Genomic DNA, 17,052 nt, shown 5'->3' with positions numbered 1-17,052 from the left:
CCATCCTCTCAGCCCCGGTAGGGGGCGGCCTTGTCCAGGGCGATGTTGAGCTGCAGGACGTTCACCGCCGGCTGCCCCATGAAGCCGAGCGCACGCCCGGTGGTCGCGCCGTCGACCAGCTTCCGGACCGTGCCGACCGGGACGCCCCGCGCCTCCGCGACGCGCCGCGCCTGAAGATCGGCGTAGGCGACGGAGACGTGCGGGTCGAGGCCGGAGCCGCTCGCGGTGACGGCGTCCGGCGGGACGGCGGGCTCGGCCGGGGCGCTTCCCCGGATCGGCACGATCTTCCCGGCGCGCGGGTCCTGGCCCGGCGCGGCGCACTCCACCTTGACGCCCCCGTATTCGGCGATGAACGGCACGGCCGGGCAGGGCTGGTTGACGCTGATCACCCTGGCCGGCCGACCGGTGGTCGGCTGGACGGACAGGACGGCCCCGACCCCGCTCTTGGTGCAGTACGGGCGCGAGCCGTCCACCCCGTTCAGCTCCCCGACCTCCTTGCTGCGGGAGCAGACCAGGCTGAGCAGGCTCTGCTCGCCGCCCCTGTCGACGATGTCCTCGGGGCCGAGGTTGCTCGCTGACGTCGCGGTCGGGTCGTAGCCGTCGCCCGCAGCGGACGGACGGCTCTGGAAGTACTGCTTGAGCGGGTTCCCTTCCGCGTCGGTGAACGACTGGCCGATCAGCTCGCTGCCGACCTGTCTGCCGTTGGCGCTGACGTAGGACCCGTCGGCCCGGTCCTTGAGGCCGGGGAGCTGGGCGACGGCCGTGACGGCCAGCGGATACAGGACGCCCAGGACGGCGGTGAAGACGAGCAGCGCGCGGAGCGCGGCGAGATGCCGGCGAAGCCAGCCCGGTAGGACGTTCATCAGTTGATCCCCGGAATGAACTGGACGAGTAGGTCGATGAGCTTGATCCCGGCGAACGGGGCGAGGACGCCGCCGAGCCCGTAGACCAGCAGGTTGCGGTTCAGCAGCCGGGACGCCGAGCCGGGCCGGTACCGGACGCCGCGCAGCGCCAGCGGGATCAGCGCCACGATGATCAGCGCGTTGAACACGACGGCCGACAGGATCGCCGACTCCGGGCTGGACAGCCGCATCACGTTCAGCGCGTCCAGGCCCGGGAACAGCGCGACGAACAGCGCCGGGATGATCGCGAAGTACTTGGCGACGTCGTTGGCGATGGAGAACGTCGTCAGCGCGCCCCGGGTGATGAGCAGCTGCTTGCCGATCTCGACGATCTCGATGAGCTTGGTCGGGTCGGAGTCCAGGTCGACCATGTTCCCGGCCTCCTTGGCGGCGCTGGTGCCGGTGTTCATGGCGACGCCGACGTCGGCCTGGGCGAGCGCGGGCGCGTCGTTGGTGCCGTCGCCGGTCATCGCGACGAGCCGTCCGCCCTCCTGCTCGGACCTGATGAACGCCATCTTGTCCTCGGGGCGGGCCTCGGCTAGGAAGTCGTCCACGCCCGCCTCGTCGGCGATGGCCTTCGCGGTGAGCCGGTTGTCCCCGGTCACCATGATCGTTTTGATGCCCATCGCGCGCATCCGGTCGAACCGCTCGCGCATGCCCGCCTTGACGACGTCCTTCAGGTGGACGACGCCGAGCACCCGTGCCTTCGGGCCCGCCGCCGCGCCGTCCCGGGCCTCGGCGACGACCAGCGGGGTCCCGCCGGACGCCGAGATCCCGTCCACGACGGCGGCGAGCGCGTGCGGCACGTCCCCGCCCTGGTCGCGGACCCAGTCGGTGACCGCGCCGGACGCGCCCTTGCGGAGCCGCCGTCCGTCCACGTCCACGCCGGACATCCGGCTCTGCGCCGTGAACGGCACCCATCCGGCATGCGCCAGCTCGCCCGGGTGCCGTTCGCGCAGCCCGTATGCCTCCTTCGCGTGGACGACGACGGAGCGCCCCTCGGGCGTCTCGTCGGCCAGCGAGGAGAGCTGCGCCGCGTCCGCCAGCTCGGCCCCGGTCGTGCCCCCGACCGGGACGAACTCCGACGCCTGCCGGTTCCCGAGCGTGATCGTCCCGGTCTTGTCGAGCAAAAGCGTGTTGACGTCGCCCGCCGCCTCGACGGCGCGTCCCGACATCGCCAGCACGTTGCGCTGGACGAGCCGGTCCATCCCCGCGATGCCGATCGCCGACAGCAGCGCCCCGATCGTCGTCGGGATGAGGCACACCACGAGCGAGACCAGCACGATCCCGGTCACGCCGTGCGCGTCGAGCGCGAAGCCGCCGTCCGCGCCGGGGTTGTTCGCCACCGAGTAGATCGCGAGCGGCTGCATGCTCGCGATCGCCACCAGGAAGATGATCGTCAGCGCGGCGAGCAGGATGTTCAGCGCGATCTCGTTCGGCGTCTTCTGCCGGGACGCGCCCTCCACCAGCGCGATCATCCGGTCCACGAACGACTCGCCGGGCTTCTGCGTGATCTTCACGACGATCCGGTCGGAGAGCACCCGGGTCCCGCCGGTGACCGCGCTGCGGTCGCCGCCGGACTCGCGGATGACCGGCGCCGACTCGCCGGTGATGGCCGACTCGTCCACGCTGGCGATGCCCTCGATCACGTCGCCGTCGCCGGGGATGATCTGCCCGGCCTCGACCACCACGAGGTCGCCGCGCCGCAGTTCGGCCGCCGCGACGGTCTCCTCGCTCCCGGCCTCGGTCAGCCGCCGCGCCGTGGTCTCCTTCTTCGCCTTGCGGAGCGTGTCGGCCTGGGCCTTGCCGCGTCCCTCCGCCACGGCCTCGGCCAGGTTCGCGAAGATCACGGTGAGCCAGAGCCAGGCCGTGATCAGCACCGCGAACACCGACGGGTCGAGGACGGCCAGGACCGTCGTCCACACCGCGCCGATCTCGACCAGGAGCATCACCGGGTTGCGCCACATGACACGCGGGTCGAGTTTGCGCAGCGCCGGAGGCGCGGAGGCGAGCAGCATGCTTGCGAGCATCAGCGGATCCCCTCTGCGAGCGGCCCGAGGGCGAGCGCGGGAAAGAACGTCAGGGCGACGAGGATGAGCGTCACGCCGGCGACCATGCCGACGAACTGCGGGCGGTGGGTCGGCAGCGTGCCCGCCGACACCGGCACCGGCGTCTGCTTCGCCAGCGACCCGGCCAGCGCCAGGGCCAGGACGATCGGCAGGAAGCGCCCGAACGCCATCGCCAGCCCGAGCGCGACGTCGTAGAACGTGGTCGCGGCGGTGAGGCCCGCGAACGCCGAGCCGTTGTTGTTGCCCGCCGACGTGAACGCGTACAGCACCTCCGACAGGCCGTGCGGGCCCGCGTTCAGCATGCTCTCGCGCGGCTTGTCGAACGCCATCGCGATCCCGGTGCCCACCAGCACGATCGTCGGCGTGACCAGGAAGTACATCGAGGCCAGCTTGATCTCGCGGGCGCCGATCCGCTTGCCGAGGTACTCGGGCGTGCGGCCGACCATCAGCCCGGCGACGAACACCGTGACGATCGCCAGGATGAGCATCCCGTACAGGCCGGAGCCGACGCCGCCGGGCGCGACCTCCCCGACCATCATGTTCAGCATGGTCACCATGCCGCCGAGGCTGGTGTAGGAGTCGTGGAACGAGTCGACCGCCCCGGTGGACGTCAGCGTCGTCGCCGCCGCGAACGTCGCCGAGTTCGAGATCCCGAACCGCGCCTCGGTGCCCTCCGACGCCGCCGTCACCGACTCGGGGACCGTGCCGTGGTGCGCGAGCTGCGCGGCGTTCAGCGCGACGACGCTGAGCAGCGCCAGCACGCCCATCACCGCGACGATCGCGCGGCCCTGCCGCTTGTCGCCGACCATCCGGCCGAACGTCCGGGGCAGCGAGAACGGGATCAGCAGGATCAGGAGGATCTCGATCCAGTTCGTCCAGCTCGTCGGGTTCTCGAAGGGATGCGCGGAGTTGGCGTTGTAGAACCCGCCGCCGTTGGTGCCGAGCTCCTTGATCGCCTCCTGGGACGCCACCGGCCCGCCGGTGATCGCCTGCTTCCCGCCGGTCAGCGTGGTGACGGTGTGCGGGTCGGCGAAGTTCTGGATCGCTCCACCGGCGACCAGCACGAGCGCGGCGATCGCGGCGATCGGCAGCAGGACGCGCGTCACGGCCCGCGTGAGGTCCACCCAGAAGTTGCCCAGCTCGCCGGTCTTCCGCCGGGCGAGGCCCCGCACGAACGCCATCGCGACGGCGATCCCGACCGCGGCCGACACGAAGTTCTGCACCGCGAGCCCGGCCATCTGCGCGAGATGGCCCATGGTGCTCTCGCCGGAGTACGCCTGCCAGTTGGTGTTGGTGACGAAGCTGATCGCCGTGTTCCACGCGATGTCGGGGTCGACGCCGCCGAACCCGAGGCTGAGCATCAGGTGGCTCTGCAGCCGCTGGAGCCCGTAGAGGGCCAGCACGGACACGGCGGAGAACGCCAGCACGCTCCGGGCGTAGACGATCCAGACCTGCTCGGCGTCCGGGTCGACGCCGACGATCCGGTAGATCAGCCGCTCCGCCCTCCAGTGCCGGAGGGACGTGAACGTCCGGTACATGTGGTCGCCCAGCGGCACGTGGACCGCGGCGAGCACGAGGATGAGGGATCCGATGAACAGGATCCCCGCCGTCGTCGCGCCCATCTAGAACTTCTCCGGACGGATCAGGGCCACGACGAGGAAGACGAGCAGTCCGGCGGCGATGGCCAGCCCGACCGCGTTCTCGGGACTCACAGCCGTCCGGCCCCCTTCACGATGAGGCCGAGCAGCGCGAAGACCGCGAGCGTCAGCACGATGAGCACAAGGTCTGCCATGCCTGCAGAAAACACCCGTTTCGGACGCTTTCCGCCGGTCTTGACGCGTTCCCTACGCCCGCGCCCGCCATCTTCACGCGATCCATACGCGGACGGCCGTCAGGGCCTCTCTACACAGGAGTCCAGGTAGGGGCCGAGCTCGCGCGCCACCGTCCGCAGCGGACGGACGCTCCGCTCCGCCCGCGCCATCAGGATCGCGCCCTCCAGCGAGCTGATCATCAGCGTGGCGAGCGCGTCCGCCTTCCGGGACGGGACGCCCATCGCGGCCAGCTCCCGCGCCACCGGCCGCCGCCAGTCGGCGAACGCCGCGGCGGACGCGGCCCGCGTCGACTCGACGGTGTCGGCGCAGTCGACCGTCGCCGCCGCGACCGGGCAACCCTTCGCGAAGCCCGCCGTCCGGTACTCGTCGATCCACTGCCGGACCATCGCCGCGAACAGCCCGCCCGGCGTCGGACGCGACATCGCCGACATGAACCGCGCGACGCGCTTGCTGGCGTACCGGCCCGCCCACTCCACGGCCTCGTTGACGAGCTGCTCCTTGCCGCCCGGGAAGTAGTGCTGCAGCGAACCACGCGGCGCACCGGCGTGCTCGGCGACGTCCCGCAGGCCCGTGGCCGTGACCCCGTCGCGGCGGATGAGCTGCGCCGCGCTGAACACCATCCGCTCCCGCGGCCCACGACTTTCGGCTATTGCGTCTTTCACCTGGGCCATTATCATGACCGTTGTCATAACTCGCAAGATCGGACGACGGCACGGCCGGAGGCGGCGATGAGTTCGGACATCGGTTTCATCGGTCTCGGCGTCATGGGCCAGCCCATGGCGCTCAACCTCGCCCGCGCCGCCAGCGCCCGCGCCGGTACCGGGTTCGTCGTCTGGAACCGCACCGCCGCGAAGTGCGAGCCGCTGCGCGCCGCCGGAGCCGCGGTGGCGGCGAGCCCCGCCGACGTGTGCCGCCGCGCCCGCGTCGTGTTCCTCATGCTGGCCGACGGGCCCGCGATCGACTCGGTCCTGGGACGCGGCACGCCCGCCTTCGCCGCGAACGTCGCCGGGCGCGTGATCGTCCACATGGGCACGACGTCCCCGGGCTACTCGCGCGGTCTCGAAGCCGACGTCCGCGCCGCCGGGGGCCGCTACGCCGAGGCGCCGGTCTCAGGCTCGCGCGGGCCCGCCGAGGCAGGGCAGCTGGTCGCGATGCTGGCGGGCGATCCCGCGGCGGTGGCCGCCGTCCGCCCGCTGCTCGGGCCGATGTGCCACGAGTCGTTCGAGTGCGGGGCGGTGCCGAACGCGCTGCTGATGAAGCTCGCGGTCAACCTGTTCCTGATCACGATGGTCACCGGGCTGGCGGAGGCGTTCCACTTCGCCGAACGGCACGGCCTGGACGAGCACCGCCTCCGCGACATACTCGACGCCGGACCCATGGCGAGCACCGTCTCACGGGCGAAGTCGCACAAGCTCGTCGAGCGCGACTTCGCCGTCCAGGCGTCGATCGCCAACGTCCTGGACAACAACCGCCTGGTCGCGGAGGCCGCGAGGGACGCCGGCATCGCCTCGCCGCTGCTGGACGCCTGCCACGCCCTCTACGGCGAGACCCTGGCGCTGGGGCACGGCGGGGCGGACATGGCGGCGGTCGTCCGGGCGATCGAGTCCCGCACCGACCTGGAACGGGCGGTCACTCCCCGGCGGTCTCCCCCGCTTCCGCCGACGCGCGGGCCTCGATGATCTCCTGCTCGGCCCGGGTGTGGCCGTCGATGATGATCCGGACGACCTCCTCCGGGTCGTCGGTGAGGTGGATCAGGTCCAGGTCCTGCGGCGAGATCTTGCCGCTGGGCAGCATGGACTTCTCGATCCAGTCGAGCAGCCCGCCCCAGAACTCCGTCCCGACCAGCACGATCGGGAACCGGGTGATCTTCCTGGTCTGGACGAGGGTGATCGCCTCGAACAGCTCGTCCAGCGTCCCGAACCCGCCGGGAAGCACCACGAACGCCTGCGAGTACTTGACGAACATCGTCTTGCGGACGAAGAAGTAGCGGAACTCCAGCCCGATGCCGATGTGGTCGTTGAGCCTCTGCTCGAACGGCAGCTCGATGCCGAGCCCGACCGACAGCCCGCCGTTGTCGAGGCAGCCCTTGTTGGCCGCCTCCATGATCCCCGGACCGCCGCCGGTGATCACGGCGTAGCCGGCGTCGTGCAGCCGGGCGCCGATCTCCACCGCCAGCTCGTACTCCCCGTTGCCCGGCTTCGTGCGGGCGCTGCCGAACACGCTGACGGCCTTCGGCAGCTCGGCCAGGAGCCCGAACCCCTCCACGAACTCCGCCTGGATCCGCAGCACGCGCCAGGGGTCGGCGTGCACCCAGTCGGCCGGGCCGCGTCCGTCGAGCAGCCGCTGGTCGGTGGTGGTCTGGGGAACGGCCCGTCCCCGCAGCATGGCCGGTCCCTGCCGGCGCGAGCGGGAATTCACATCCGATGTCATGGACCCACGTTAGTAGGACCCTCCAGCCACATGCGCATGCGTTGCTCGCACTCGGCGATGAGAGGAATGTCGACGTATTCGTCCTTCGTGTGGGCGAGGGTCGGCTCGCCGGGGCCGTAGTTGACGGCCGGGACGCCGAGTTCGGAGAAGCGGGCCACGTCCGTCCAGCCGAGCTTGGCGCGGACGCCGGCCCCGCTGGACGCGACGAACGCGGCCGCCGCCGGATGCGTCAGCCCGGGCCGGGCCGCGGACGCGGCGTCGGTGACCGTCACCTGGAAGCCGTCGAAGATTTCCCGAACGTACGCCTCGGCCTCAGCGACGGACTTGTCGGGCGCGAACCGGTAATTCACGGTGACGACGCACTCGTCCGGGATGACGTTCCCCGCGACGCCTCCGCTGATGAACACCGCGTTCAGGCCCTCGCGGAACTCCAGCCCGTCCACAACCGGACGGGTCGGCTCGTACGCGCGCAGCACGTCCAGGATCCGCCCGGCCGTATGAATGGCATTGGAGCCCATCCACGCCCGCGCGCTGTGCGCCCGCTCCCCCACGGCCGTGACCTCGGCGCGCAGCGTCCCCTGGCAGCCGCCCTCGATCTGCGCGCCCGTGGGCTCCATCAGCACGGCGAAGTCGCCGGCGAGCAGTTCAGGACGGCTCACCGCGAGCTTCCGCAGCCCGTTGTGCTCGGCCTCGATCTCCTCGCACTCGTAGAACACGTACGTGATGTCACGCGTCGGCTCGACGACGGTGGCGGCAAGGCGCAGCGCGACCGCGACCCCGCTCTTCATGTCGGTCGTCCCGCACCCGTAGAGGCGCTCGCCGACCACCCGCGACGGAAGGTTCCCGTTCAACGGCACGGTGTCGAGATGCCCGGCCAGGACGACCCGCTCGGCCCGTCCCAGCCGGGTCCGAGCGACGACGTTGTTCCCGACGCGCTCCACCGCCAAATGCGGAAACGCCCGCAGCGCCTCCTCCACGGCGTCGGCGAGAGCCTTCTCCGCGCCGCTCACCGACTCGATGTCGACGATGGCCGCCGTGAGGTCCGCCACGTCCGAGAACAGATCCAGGCCCATCCCCAAGTCCTATCATCGCGTCGTGGACATGCCTGTGCTCGAGTGCGCCGTACGTTGGGCGCGTCCTGCCGACACCCCCGAGATGCGCGGCCTCCTCGATGACGGGGAGCGCGAACGCTACGAACGTTTCCGCCAGCCGCAGGACAAGGCCCGGTTCGTCACCGGACGGTTCCTCGCCCGCACGGCCCTGGCCGAGGCCACCGGGCTGGACCCGCGGACCATGCGGTTCACGACCGAGTGCCCCCACTGCGCGGGCGCCCACGGCAAGCCTCGGCTGCCCGGCTCCGCCGTGGACTTCTCGCTCTCCCACTCGGGCGACCGGGTCGTGATCGCCCTGACCGAGGGCGCCGAGGTCGGCGTGGACGTGGAGAAGGAGAACGACCGCGACATCGACCGGCTCGCCGAGATGGTCCTGGCCGCTCCTGAGCGCGCGGCCCTCGCGGCCATGGACGACAAGCGGCGCGGCTTCCACCGCTACTGGTCGCGCAAGGAGGCCCTCCTGAAGGCGACGGGCCACGGCCTGGCCGCGCCGATGACCGACATCCACGTCTCGGCTCCAGACGACCCCGCCGAGGTCGTCGCGTGGGCCGGTGAGGCGGCGGTGTCTCCCGTCCGCCTCGCCGACCTCGACCCGGGGCCCGGCTACGCCGCCGCTGCCGCCGTCCTCACCGACCGTCCCCTCAAGATCACCGAGGTCACGTGTTGATGCCGTGGTCCCTCAGGATGTCGTTGAGGGACGCCTTGTCGTGCCGCTGCCCCTCTTCGAGGCGCTTGAGGATCAGCACGGCGGGGAGGCCGAACGTGCCGCCCTTGAACTCCTTGTAGCGGGTGCCGCCGACGGCGACGCACCAGTCGGGGACGCGGCCGCGGGCGACCTCCTCGCCCGTCTCGACGTCGATGACCGGCATGGACGCCGACAGGTTCGTCCCGGAGCCGATGACGGCGCCGCGCCCCACCCGGGCCCCTTCGACGATCATCGACCGGCTGCCGATCATGGCCTCGTCCTCGATGATCACGGGCTTGGCGTTGGGCGGCTCCAGCACGCCGCCGATGCCCACGCCCCCCGACAGGTGGACGTTCTTGCCGACCTGCGCGCAGGACCCCACGGTCGCCCACGTGTCGACCATCGTGCCGGAGTCGACGTAGGCGCCGATGTTGGTGAACGACGGCATCAGCACCACGCCGGGCGCGAGGTAGGAGCCCCAGCGGGCGATCGCGCCGGGGACGACGCGGACGCCGTCCAGCCGGGTCTTGAGCGGGATGCGGTCGTGGTACCGGAAGTCGCCGACCTGGGAGCGCACCATGCCGAGGACCTTGAAGGACAGCAGGATCGCGCGCTTGGCCCGCTCGTCGACGAGGACCTCGCCGGTGCCGAGGTCGATGCGGGCGACGCGGGCCTCGCCGGCGTCGATCTGGTCGACGGCGGCCACGATGGCGGCGCGCGCGTCGGCGTCGTCCGGAGTGAGGTCGGCGCGCCGCTCCCACAGCTCGTCGATGCCGCCGGAGATCGGGCTGGTGAACGTTTCGGTCATGGGCCATGAGCTTACTGGGGGCCGTCTGCCGGTACCGTCAACGCGTGGCTGTTTGGGCGAGGGAGAAGGCGGGCCCCGGCGAGGGGCCTGACCACGGGGGACGCCGCCGCGGGCGGCGCTGGGCGGCGGGCGTGACCGCGGTCCTGGTGCTGCTCGGCGCGGGCGCGTACACGCTGTTCCAGAAGGCCCGCCCGTACCTGCACGGCACCGGCTGCGAGGTGAGCACGAGCCTCGGCAAGATGCCGCTCGACCTGGAGCAGGGCGCCAACTCCGCCACGATCGCCGCCGTGGCGTTCCGCAAGCAGCTGCCCGAGCGGGCCGCGGTGATCGCCTACGCGACCGCGATCCAGGAGTCCCACATCCGCAACCTGCCGGGCGGCGACCGCGACTCGGTCGGCATGTTCCAGCAGCGCCCGTCGCAGGGCTGGGGCCCTCCGCACAAGCTCCGCGACCCCGTCGAGTCCACCACGAAGTTCTTCAACGCGCTGGTCAAGGTGAAGGGCTACCTGGACCGCGACCTGCACGACGCGGCGCAGACCGTCCAGCGCAGCGCGGACGGCCGCGCCTACGCCCAGCACGAGGACGACGGCAAGCTCCTCGCGGCGGCGTTCACCGGACGCGAGGCGGGCACCGCGCGCTGCTGGTACCCGCCCGGCAAGAGGGTGGCGTCCCGCCGTCCGGAGGCGATCCGGGAGATGCGGCGCGCGTTCGGGAGCAGGGTCCGCGTCGGCGGCCCGAGCCCGCTCACGACGGGCGCGGCCTCGAACCCCGACTCCTGGAACGCGGTGAAGGTCACGAACTCGCGGGCGGGCTGGGCGGTGGCGGCGTGGGCGGTGACGCACGCGCAGGCCTACGGCCTCACCGAGGTCCGCTACGCGGGACGCCACTGGCAGGCCGACGCCGGCCACGACGGCTGGACCGACGACAAGGCCGCCCGCGGGGACACCGTCATCATCCAGTGACCCGCGCTGTCCGCTTCCGGTCGTTGATCATGAAGCCGTGTCGTGCGTTCACGGGCGGGACACTCGTGTCCCTATTTGACGGGGACGGGGTCGGGGGTCTGGACGGTCTCGGCGTCGGAGGCCTCGCCTCGGGTGTTCGCGGCGCGGAGGGCGACGACGGCGGCGACCGCGAGGAAGGCGCTGCACACCAGCAGGGCCCTCGCGAAGCCTGAGGTCAGGGCCTCCGAGACCGGTTTCCCTTCGGCGAGCAGGTGGTCGGTGTGGGACGTGGCGACCGCGGAGAAGATCGCCAGGCCGAGCGCGCCGCCGATCTGCTGCGAGGCGTTGAGGAGCGCGGCGGCGAGCCCGGCCTTGTCCGCCGGGACGTTCGCGTTCGCCGCGGTGGTGATGGCGACGAACACCACGCCGAGGCCCAGCGAGGTGACCAGCAGGCCCGGCAGGAGGTCGGTGAGGTACGCGCCGTCCACCGGGATGCGGGACAGCCAGAGGATCCCGGCGCCCGTCACGAGCAGGCTCCCGACGATCAGCGGGCGGGTGCCGGTGCGGGCGAGCAGCCGCGGGGTGATGCCCGCGGCGATGCCGACGCCGAAGCACAGCGGCAGGTACGCGGCCCCGGTCTTCAGCGGGGAGTAGCCGAGGACGTTGACCATGTAGAGGCTCAGGAAGAAGAACATCGAGGCCAGCCCGGCGACGGCGACGAGGTAGGCGACGTCGGTGACGGCGAGGCCCCGGACGCGGAAGATCGACAGGGGCAGCAGCGGGCTGCGGTGGCGCTGCTCGTTGACGGCGAACGCGGCCAGCAGCACGGCCGTCCCGGCGAGGCCGCCGATGGTGCGGGCCGAGTCCCAGCCGGTCTCCGGGGCCTTCACGAGGGTGAAGACGAGCAGCAGCATGCCGCCGGTGACCAGGGCCGTCCCGCCGATGTCGAAGCTCTTCAGGCGGGCGGACCGGCGGTCGCCGTCCACCAGCAGGAACAGCCCGATGATCACCAGGACGCTGACCGGGAAGTTCACGAGCATCACCCAGCGCCAGCCGAGGCCGTCGGTGAGCAGCCCGCCGAGCAGGACGCCGGCCGCGTTCGCGCCGCCCGCGACTCCGCCCCAGACGCCGAGCGCCTTGGCCCGGTCGCCGCCCTCCTTGAACATCGTGGTCAGGATCGAGAGCGTCCCGGGCAGCATCAGCGCCGCCCCGGCGCCCTGCGCGAGCCGCGCCCCGACCAGCATCCCGGAGTTGACCGCCAGGCCGCCGACCAGGGACGACAGCGAGAACAGCACCGTCCCGGCGAGGACGACGCGGCGGCGGCCGAGCAGGTCGGCGAGGCGCCCGCCGAGCAGCATGAACCCGCCGTAGGTGAGCAGGTAGCCGCTCGGCACCCACTGCAGGTCCTGGACGGAGAAGTCCAGGTCCCGCCGGACGGCGGGCAGCGCCACGTTGACGATCGAGGCGTCGATGAAGTCCAGGAACGCGATGGAGCACAGCAGCGTCAGCGTCAGCTTGCCGCGCCTCGTCGCGAGGAAGGACTGGGTGTCCGTCATGAAGACCTCCGAGTCGGATTTGTCGCGTCCCATGAGCGGATCGGCGCGCGGGAGTGTGACACGGACGCCCGCGGATGAGGCTCACATCACATTCCGGCCCGCGATGTCACACTTCGGAGCCCGTTTCCCTCTAGGGGGTGACAGGACGGAGGTCAGCCATGCCCGAAGGCATCACCGAGGACGCCGCGACGCGGGTGTTCGCCGATCATCGGGAGCTGCTGTTCTCGGTCGTCTACAACCTGCTCGGCAGCGTCGCCGACACCGAGGACGTCCTGCAGGACACATGGCTGCGCTGGGCGGCCAGGAGCAGCGGCCCCGACGACATCGAGAACCCGCGCGCCTACCTGGTGCGGGTCGCGGTGAACACCGCGCTCGCCCGCCAGGCCGACATCAGCCGCCGCCGCGAGACGTACGTGGGGCCGTGGCTGCCCGAGCCGTTGGTGGCCCGCGCGGACGCGGGCGAGTCCGCCGAGCGGACGGAGGCGGTGTCGATGGCGCTGCTCGTCGTCCTGGAGACGCTGACGCCGCTGGAACGGGCCGTGTTCGTGCTGCACGAGGTGTTCGGGTACGCGCACACCGAGATCGCGCCGATCCTGGACCGGAGCCCGTCCGCCGTCCGGCAGCTCGCCCACCGGGCGCGCGAACACGTCCAGGCCCGGCGCCCCCGCTACCAGGCCGATCCGAAGGTGCAGCGGCAGGTGACCGAGCGCTTCCTCAAGGCGGCCCTCGGCGGCGACCTCGCGGCGCTGCTGGAGCTGATGGCCCCGGACGTGACGCTCTGGCGGGACGCGGGCGGCAGGCGCGGCCCGCTGCGCCCGATCCACGGCCGCGACCGGGTGGCGCGCGTGATCACCGGCACCGCGCACCGGGAGGAGACCGAGCGGCTCGAGATCCGCTACCGGACCGTCAACGGCGACCCGTCCGCGGTGCTGTTCGACGCGGACGCCCCGTTCGCGGTCATGGTCCTCGACCTGGACGAGGACGGCGACCGCGTCCGCGGCATCTACGCCGTCGCCAACCCGGACAAGCTCGGCCACATCGGAGACTAATTTCCTACTATAGAAGTAGAAATAGTTGACTATGCCTGTAGGACGTGATTCGCTGGACGCGTGGGGTTCCCTTCCGCGACCGGGCCCGGTGTGGGTGGCACCGGGCCCGGTGCGGCGTTCACCGAGGTGGAGCGCCCGCCGACGCCGCCCAAGTGAATGGTGTCGCGCTCCCGGGGAAACGGGTCCTCATGGACATACCCCGGACGGTCGTGATCACCGGGCACTTCCCACCGGAGCCCGGCGGGGTGCAGACGTTCACCTGGGAACTGGTGCGCCGCCTGCCCGCCGACCGGCTGCTCGTGGTCGCGCCCGCCTGGCCCGGGGACGCCCGCTTCGACGCCGGGCTCGACTTCCCGGTCGTCCGCCGGCACGCCTACCTGCTGTTCCGCGGCCTGCGCCGGCTCGCCGCCCGGCACGGCGCCGACGTCGGCTGGATCACCGCCGCCGCGCCGTTCGCCATGTACGCGCCGCTGGTCAAGATGGCGGGCGTGCACCGGCTGATCGGCTCCACGCACGGCCAGGAGCTCGGCTGGTTCCGCTGCGCGCCCACCCGCGCCGCGCTGCGCGCCGTGGCCCCGGCCTTCGACGCGCTCACCTTCCTCAGCATGGGCACGCGCGGCGAGATCGCGGCGGCCCTCGGCGACCGGACGCGGCTGATCCAGCTCGCCGGGGCCGTCGATCCCGTCCGGTTCCGTCCCGGGCTGGACGGCCGGGCGGTGCGGCGGCGGCACGGGCTCGGGCCGGGGCCCGTCGTGCTCAGCGTGTCCCGGCTGGTCCGCCGCAAGGGCCATGACCTGCTGCTGGACGCGTGGCCCGACGTCGTCCGGCGGCATCCGGGCGCCCGGCTGGTGATCGTCGGAGACGGCCCCATGCGGACCCACCTGATCGACCAGGCGGCGCGATCGGCGCCCGGCACGGTCACCATCCCCGGAACGGTCTCCGCCGCGGACCTCCCGCGCTACTACGCCGCCGCGGACGTGTTCGTCCTGCCCTGCCATGACACTCGCGGCGGGCTACAGGTCGAGGGGCTCGGCCTGTCGGTGCTGGAGGCGTCGGCGGCGGGCCTCCCGGTCGTGGTCGGACGGTCCGGCGGCAGCCCCGAGTCCCTCATCGACGGGCGCACCGGCGTCCTGGTCGACGCGTCCCGGACGGACGGTCTCGCAGGCGTCCTGCACGACCTGCTCGCGGACCCGGCCCGCGCCCGTCTCATGGGCGAGAACGGCCGCCGCTGGGTGTGCGGGAAGTGGAGCTGGGACCGGGCCGCCGCCCGCCTCGCCGCCCTCCTCCGCGGCGCCCCCGTCCCTCAGGAGGAGCACGCGGAGCCGTCCCGCGAAGGCCAGGAGCTCCGGGACGCCGTACGGGGGGTCGAGCCCGCATGGGACTCAAGGAGAGCCTGAACCGCCGCGACTTCCGGCGGCTCATGGTGGGCCAGACCGTCTCCTCGTTAGGCGACTGGATGGGGACGCTCGCCCTCATGTACTTCGTGCTGGAGCTGAGCGGATCCACGACGGCGGTGGGCGGCGTCCTCGTGCTGCGCCTGCTCCCCTCGGCGCTGGGCGCGCCGGTCGCGGCACGGGTGGTCACCCGGTGGCGGCGCCGTTCCGTCATGCTGACGTCCGACCTGATCCGCATGGGGATGGCGGTGGCGCTGCCCGTCCTTCCGTGGCTGTGGTGGGTGTACTTCTGGGCGTTCGCCATCGAGGTCGTCGGCCTGTGCTTCCTTCCCGCCCGGGACGCCTCCATCCCGTACCTCATAGAGGACGACGACGAAAAGAAACACGGCCGCAAGCACGACACCGGCACCCTCGAAGTCGCGAACGGCATCACAATGGCCACGTCCTACGGCATGATCCCCGTAGGCGCGGGCCTTTTCGGCCTGATGCTCTGGGCGTCGAACAACGCGGGCTGGGAAGGCCATTGGCGCTACGTCGTGGTGTTCTGGCTGAACGCGCTCACCTATCTCGTCTCCTATTTCGCGATCCGCTCCATTCCCGACCTCGGCCCCGCTCCCGGGGAACGCTGGGCCGCCGAACAGGAGCAGAAGCAGCAGGGAAGCTTCCTCGACGCCCTCCGCCTACGCGTGGTGCGCGGCGTCCTGCCCGGCGTCGCGGTCGTCGCGCTCGGCCTCGGCGCGCTGTTCTCGCTCGGCGTCGTGTTCGTCAAGGACGTCCTGGACGCGAGCCCCGTCGGCTTCGGCGTCCTGGTGGCGCTGTTCGGGGTCGGCGCGGTGACGGGGCTGATCATCGTCCGCAACGGCCGATGGCCCCTGATGACCCAGATCCGGACGGCCACCGCCCTCCAGGGCGCGACGATCGCCACGATGGGCGCGGTCGCCTCGATCACCTGGTCGTTCATCGGCGCCATCCTCTTCGGCGGCGCCGCCACCGCCGCCCTCGTCGGCGGCATCACCTACATGCAGGAGAGCCTGGAGGGTTACCGCCGCAACCTCGCCCTCACCGCGTTCCACGCCGTCCTGCGCTTCGGCCTCGCACTCGCCGCCCTCCTCGCGGGCGCGGCGTCCGACCTGCTCGAACGGTGGGACGTGAGCCCGCTCGGCATGGTCCCGCCCCGCCTGGTCCTGGCCCTCTCCGGACTGGTGGTCATCGCTGGAACGTTCCTCATCCGCGCCCCCGGCGCACGTCCAGGCCGAAGACCCAAACCCACCTGACCCATCCGGCATAGGGATGTCACCCCTGGGATAGAAAGTGACGCATGGACTTCAAACTGGAACTGGTCTCCGTGCCCGTCTCGGACGTCGACCGCGCGAAAGCCTTCTACACCGAACAGGTCGGCTTCAACGCCGACCACGACCACCGGGTCAGCGACGAGATCCGCTTCGTCCAGCTCACGCCGCCCGGCTCGGCCTGCTCGATCGCCATCGGCACCGGCCTGGGCGCCGAGATGGCCCCCGGCTCCCTTCAGGGCCTGCAACTCGTCGTCGCGGACGCCGACGCCGCCCGCGCCGAACTCGCGTCCCGCGGCGTCCAGGTCAGCGACATCCACGACTTCCCCTGGGGCCGCTTCGTCTTTTTCAAGGACCCGGACGGCAACGGCTGGAACGTCCAAGAAATCCAAACTCCCGGGTAGGACGCCCAAACACGCCTGTCCACTTCCGGCAAAGTCGATCTCCCTCTGGCCTGCACCGCCGCGCGCGTTGATCATGTGGGGCACGACCCACTCACCAAAGGAGTGCACCCCCATGAGGCGATCATTAGGCCGAGCCGCATTAGCCCTGGCAACGGCGGCGTCCGCGACCGTACTACCCGCATCACTCGCGTCCGCGAAGACCACCGCGCCCCTCCCGGACTGCCCGGCCAGGTCGCTGTGCGCCTGGTCGGGAACCAACTTCACGGGCCAGGTGACGACGTTCCGTCCGGGCGAGGGATGCGTCGACACGCCGTTCCCGATCCGATCCGCCGCCAACACATTCTCAGGCGGCGGTGTCGGCATCCCGGTCGCCCTGCTCGTGATGTCAGGCAAGGGCTGCACCGGCGAGGACCTCGTCAACCTGCAACGCGGCCAGTCCCAGCCCTCCCTCCCCACCGACGGCCTAAGCGTCTGGTCAGTCTGGTAACCCGCCCATCCCCTGAGGCCGCGTCGACCCGGACGGCAACGGCCGGAACATCCAAGAATCCAAGCCAAGCCGTGCGGGGAATAAGCCTCCCCGC

Annotated in this window: 17 protein-coding genes; 8 read left to right on the top strand and 9 right to left on the bottom strand. The window is 71.6% G+C overall.

What is annotated here, in order from left to right:
* Positions 1–8: 8 nt before the first annotated feature.
* The 5 genes from E1287_RS06780 to E1287_RS06760 form a co-directional block, all read right to left on the bottom strand.
* Positions 9–863 (bottom strand): potassium-transporting ATPase subunit C, encoded by an 855-nt coding sequence (locus E1287_RS06780; protein WP_131963966.1) that lies wholly within the window; start codon positions 861–863, stop codon positions 9–11.
* The gene (gene kdpB / locus E1287_RS06775; RefSeq protein WP_131963965.1) at positions 863–2,932 is read right to left on the bottom strand and encodes a potassium-transporting ATPase subunit KdpB; all 2,070 of its coding nucleotides are present in this window, start codon (positions 2,930–2,932) and stop codon (positions 863–865) included. Before kdpB ends, E1287_RS06780 begins: the two co-directional genes overlap by 1 nt.
* Entirely contained in the window at positions 2,932–4,593 is a 1,662-nt protein-coding gene (gene kdpA / locus E1287_RS06770) for a potassium-transporting ATPase subunit KdpA (protein WP_131963964.1), read from the bottom strand. Before kdpA ends, kdpB begins: the two co-directional genes overlap by 1 nt.
* Positions 4,594–4,683 carry a K(+)-transporting ATPase subunit F gene (gene kdpF, locus E1287_RS06765; protein WP_131963963.1) on the bottom strand — a complete coding sequence of 30 codons (90 nt, stop codon included), beginning with the start codon at positions 4,681–4,683 and terminating at the stop codon, positions 4,594–4,596. It lies immediately after the preceding gene.
* Positions 4,684–4,862: 179 nt separating this feature from the next.
* A complete protein-coding gene (locus E1287_RS06760) occupies positions 4,863–5,465 on the bottom strand; it encodes a TetR/AcrR family transcriptional regulator (RefSeq protein WP_243718699.1) in 603 nt (200 codons plus the stop codon).
* Between the two features lie 66 nt (positions 5,466–5,531).
* Here E1287_RS06760 and E1287_RS06755 point away from each other — a divergent pair, with 66 nt between their 5' ends.
* Positions 5,532–6,482, top strand: coding sequence for an NAD(P)-dependent oxidoreductase (locus E1287_RS06755; RefSeq protein WP_131963962.1), 951 nt, complete (start codon positions 5,532–5,534; stop codon positions 6,480–6,482).
* On the opposite strand, the gene E1287_RS06750 is transcribed toward E1287_RS06755, so the two are convergent.
* Together E1287_RS06750 and dapE are read right to left on the bottom strand one after the other, a co-directional pair.
* A complete protein-coding gene (locus E1287_RS06750; RefSeq protein ID WP_131963961.1) occupies positions 6,433–7,233 on the bottom strand; it encodes a TIGR00730 family Rossman fold protein in 801 nt (266 codons plus the stop codon). The two genes, E1287_RS06755 and E1287_RS06750, sit on opposite strands and share 50 nt — an antisense overlap.
* Entirely contained in the window at positions 7,230–8,306 is a 1,077-nt protein-coding gene (gene dapE / locus E1287_RS06745; protein ID WP_131963960.1) for a succinyl-diaminopimelate desuccinylase, read from the bottom strand. The genes E1287_RS06750 and dapE overlap by 4 nt, the downstream gene beginning before the upstream one ends.
* Positions 8,307–8,334: 28 nt before the next feature.
* Between dapE and E1287_RS06740 the strand changes: the two genes are divergently transcribed.
* Entirely contained in the window at positions 8,335–9,012 is a 678-nt protein-coding gene (locus tag E1287_RS06740) for a 4'-phosphopantetheinyl transferase superfamily protein (protein WP_131964013.1), read from the top strand.
* Here the strand turns inward: E1287_RS06740 and E1287_RS06735 are convergent.
* Positions 9,002–9,838 carry a 2,3,4,5-tetrahydropyridine-2,6-dicarboxylate N-succinyltransferase gene (locus E1287_RS06735; RefSeq protein WP_131963959.1) on the bottom strand — a complete coding sequence of 279 codons (837 nt, stop codon included), beginning with the start codon at positions 9,836–9,838 and terminating at the stop codon, positions 9,002–9,004. The two genes, E1287_RS06740 and E1287_RS06735, sit on opposite strands and share 11 nt — an antisense overlap.
* Positions 9,839–9,882: 44 nt before the next feature.
* On the opposite strand from E1287_RS06735, the gene E1287_RS06730 reads away from it, so the two are divergent.
* Positions 9,883–10,800, top strand: coding sequence for a hypothetical protein (locus E1287_RS06730; RefSeq protein WP_243718697.1), 918 nt, complete (start codon positions 9,883–9,885; stop codon positions 10,798–10,800).
* Positions 10,801–10,871: 71 nt separating this feature from the next.
* Here E1287_RS06730 and E1287_RS06725 read toward each other — a convergent pair whose 3' ends face one another.
* Positions 10,872–12,335: an MFS transporter gene (locus tag E1287_RS06725; RefSeq protein ID WP_207934062.1), complete on the bottom strand. Its 1,464-nt coding sequence runs from the start codon at positions 12,333–12,335 to the stop codon at positions 10,872–10,874.
* Positions 12,336–12,493: 158 nt separating this feature from the next.
* On the opposite strand from E1287_RS06725, the gene sigJ reads away from it, so the two are divergent.
* From sigJ to E1287_RS06700, 5 genes are all read left to right on the top strand, one after another.
* The gene (gene sigJ / locus E1287_RS06720; RefSeq protein ID WP_131963957.1) at positions 12,494–13,384 is read left to right on the top strand and encodes an RNA polymerase sigma factor SigJ; all 891 of its coding nucleotides are present in this window, start codon (positions 12,494–12,496) and stop codon (positions 13,382–13,384) included.
* Positions 13,385–13,572: 188 nt separating this feature from the next.
* Entirely contained in the window at positions 13,573–14,781 is a 1,209-nt protein-coding gene (locus E1287_RS06715; RefSeq protein WP_207934061.1) for a glycosyltransferase family 4 protein, read from the top strand.
* Positions 14,760–16,052, top strand: a complete 1,293-nt coding sequence (locus tag E1287_RS06710) for an MFS transporter (RefSeq protein WP_131963956.1) — start codon at positions 14,760–14,762, stop codon at positions 16,050–16,052. The genes E1287_RS06715 and E1287_RS06710 overlap by 22 nt, the downstream gene beginning before the upstream one ends.
* A 44-nt stretch (positions 16,053–16,096) precedes the next feature.
* Positions 16,097–16,471, top strand: a complete 375-nt coding sequence (locus tag E1287_RS06705) for a VOC family protein (RefSeq protein ID WP_131963955.1) — start codon at positions 16,097–16,099, stop codon at positions 16,469–16,471.
* A gap of 112 nt (positions 16,472–16,583) precedes the next feature.
* Positions 16,584–16,958, top strand: a complete 375-nt coding sequence (locus E1287_RS06700; protein ID WP_165968908.1) for a peptidase inhibitor family I36 protein — start codon at positions 16,584–16,586, stop codon at positions 16,956–16,958.
* The last annotated feature ends 94 nt before the right edge of the window (positions 16,959–17,052 follow it).

Origin of the sequence: Actinomadura sp. KC06 (genome assembly GCF_004348735.1) — a bacterium.
In the GTDB taxonomy this organism is placed as follows: domain Bacteria; phylum Actinomycetota; class Actinomycetes; order Streptosporangiales; family Streptosporangiaceae; genus Spirillospora.
This window is presented reverse-complemented; position numbering and strand designations above follow the sequence as displayed.

Coding starts and splice junctions, on each gene's coding strand:
- E1287_RS06705 (WP_131963955.1), top strand. CDS start 16,097: ATGGACTTCAAACTGGAACTGGTCTCCGTGCCCGTCTCGGACGTCGAC.
- E1287_RS06700 (WP_165968908.1), top strand. CDS start 16,584: ATGAGGCGATCATTAGGCCGAGCCGCATTAGCCCTGGCAACGGCGGCG.
- E1287_RS06750 (WP_131963961.1), bottom strand. CDS start 7,233: ATGACATCGGATGTGAATTCCCGCTCGCGCCGGCAGGGACCGGCCATG.
- E1287_RS06715 (WP_207934061.1), top strand. CDS start 13,573: ATGGACATACCCCGGACGGTCGTGATCACCGGGCACTTCCCACCGGAG.
- E1287_RS06725 (WP_207934062.1), bottom strand. CDS start 12,335: ATGACGGACACCCAGTCCTTCCTCGCGACGAGGCGCGGCAAGCTGACG.
- E1287_RS06735 (WP_131963959.1), bottom strand. CDS start 9,838: ATGACCGAAACGTTCACCAGCCCGATCTCCGGCGGCATCGACGAGCTG.
- E1287_RS06740 (WP_131964013.1), top strand. CDS start 8,335: ATGCCTGTGCTCGAGTGCGCCGTACGTTGGGCGCGTCCTGCCGACACC.
- E1287_RS06710 (WP_131963956.1), top strand. CDS start 14,760: ATGGGACTCAAGGAGAGCCTGAACCGCCGCGACTTCCGGCGGCTCATG.
- kdpA (WP_131963964.1), bottom strand. CDS start 4,593: ATGGGCGCGACGACGGCGGGGATCCTGTTCATCGGATCCCTCATCCTC.
- sigJ (WP_131963957.1), top strand. CDS start 12,494: ATGCCCGAAGGCATCACCGAGGACGCCGCGACGCGGGTGTTCGCCGAT.
- E1287_RS06755 (WP_131963962.1), top strand. CDS start 5,532: ATGAGTTCGGACATCGGTTTCATCGGTCTCGGCGTCATGGGCCAGCCC.
- dapE (WP_131963960.1), bottom strand. CDS start 8,306: ATGGGCCTGGATCTGTTCTCGGACGTGGCGGACCTCACGGCGGCCATC.
- kdpB (WP_131963965.1), bottom strand. CDS start 2,932: ATGCTCGCAAGCATGCTGCTCGCCTCCGCGCCTCCGGCGCTGCGCAAA.
- E1287_RS06780 (WP_131963966.1), bottom strand. CDS start 863: ATGAACGTCCTACCGGGCTGGCTTCGCCGGCATCTCGCCGCGCTCCGC.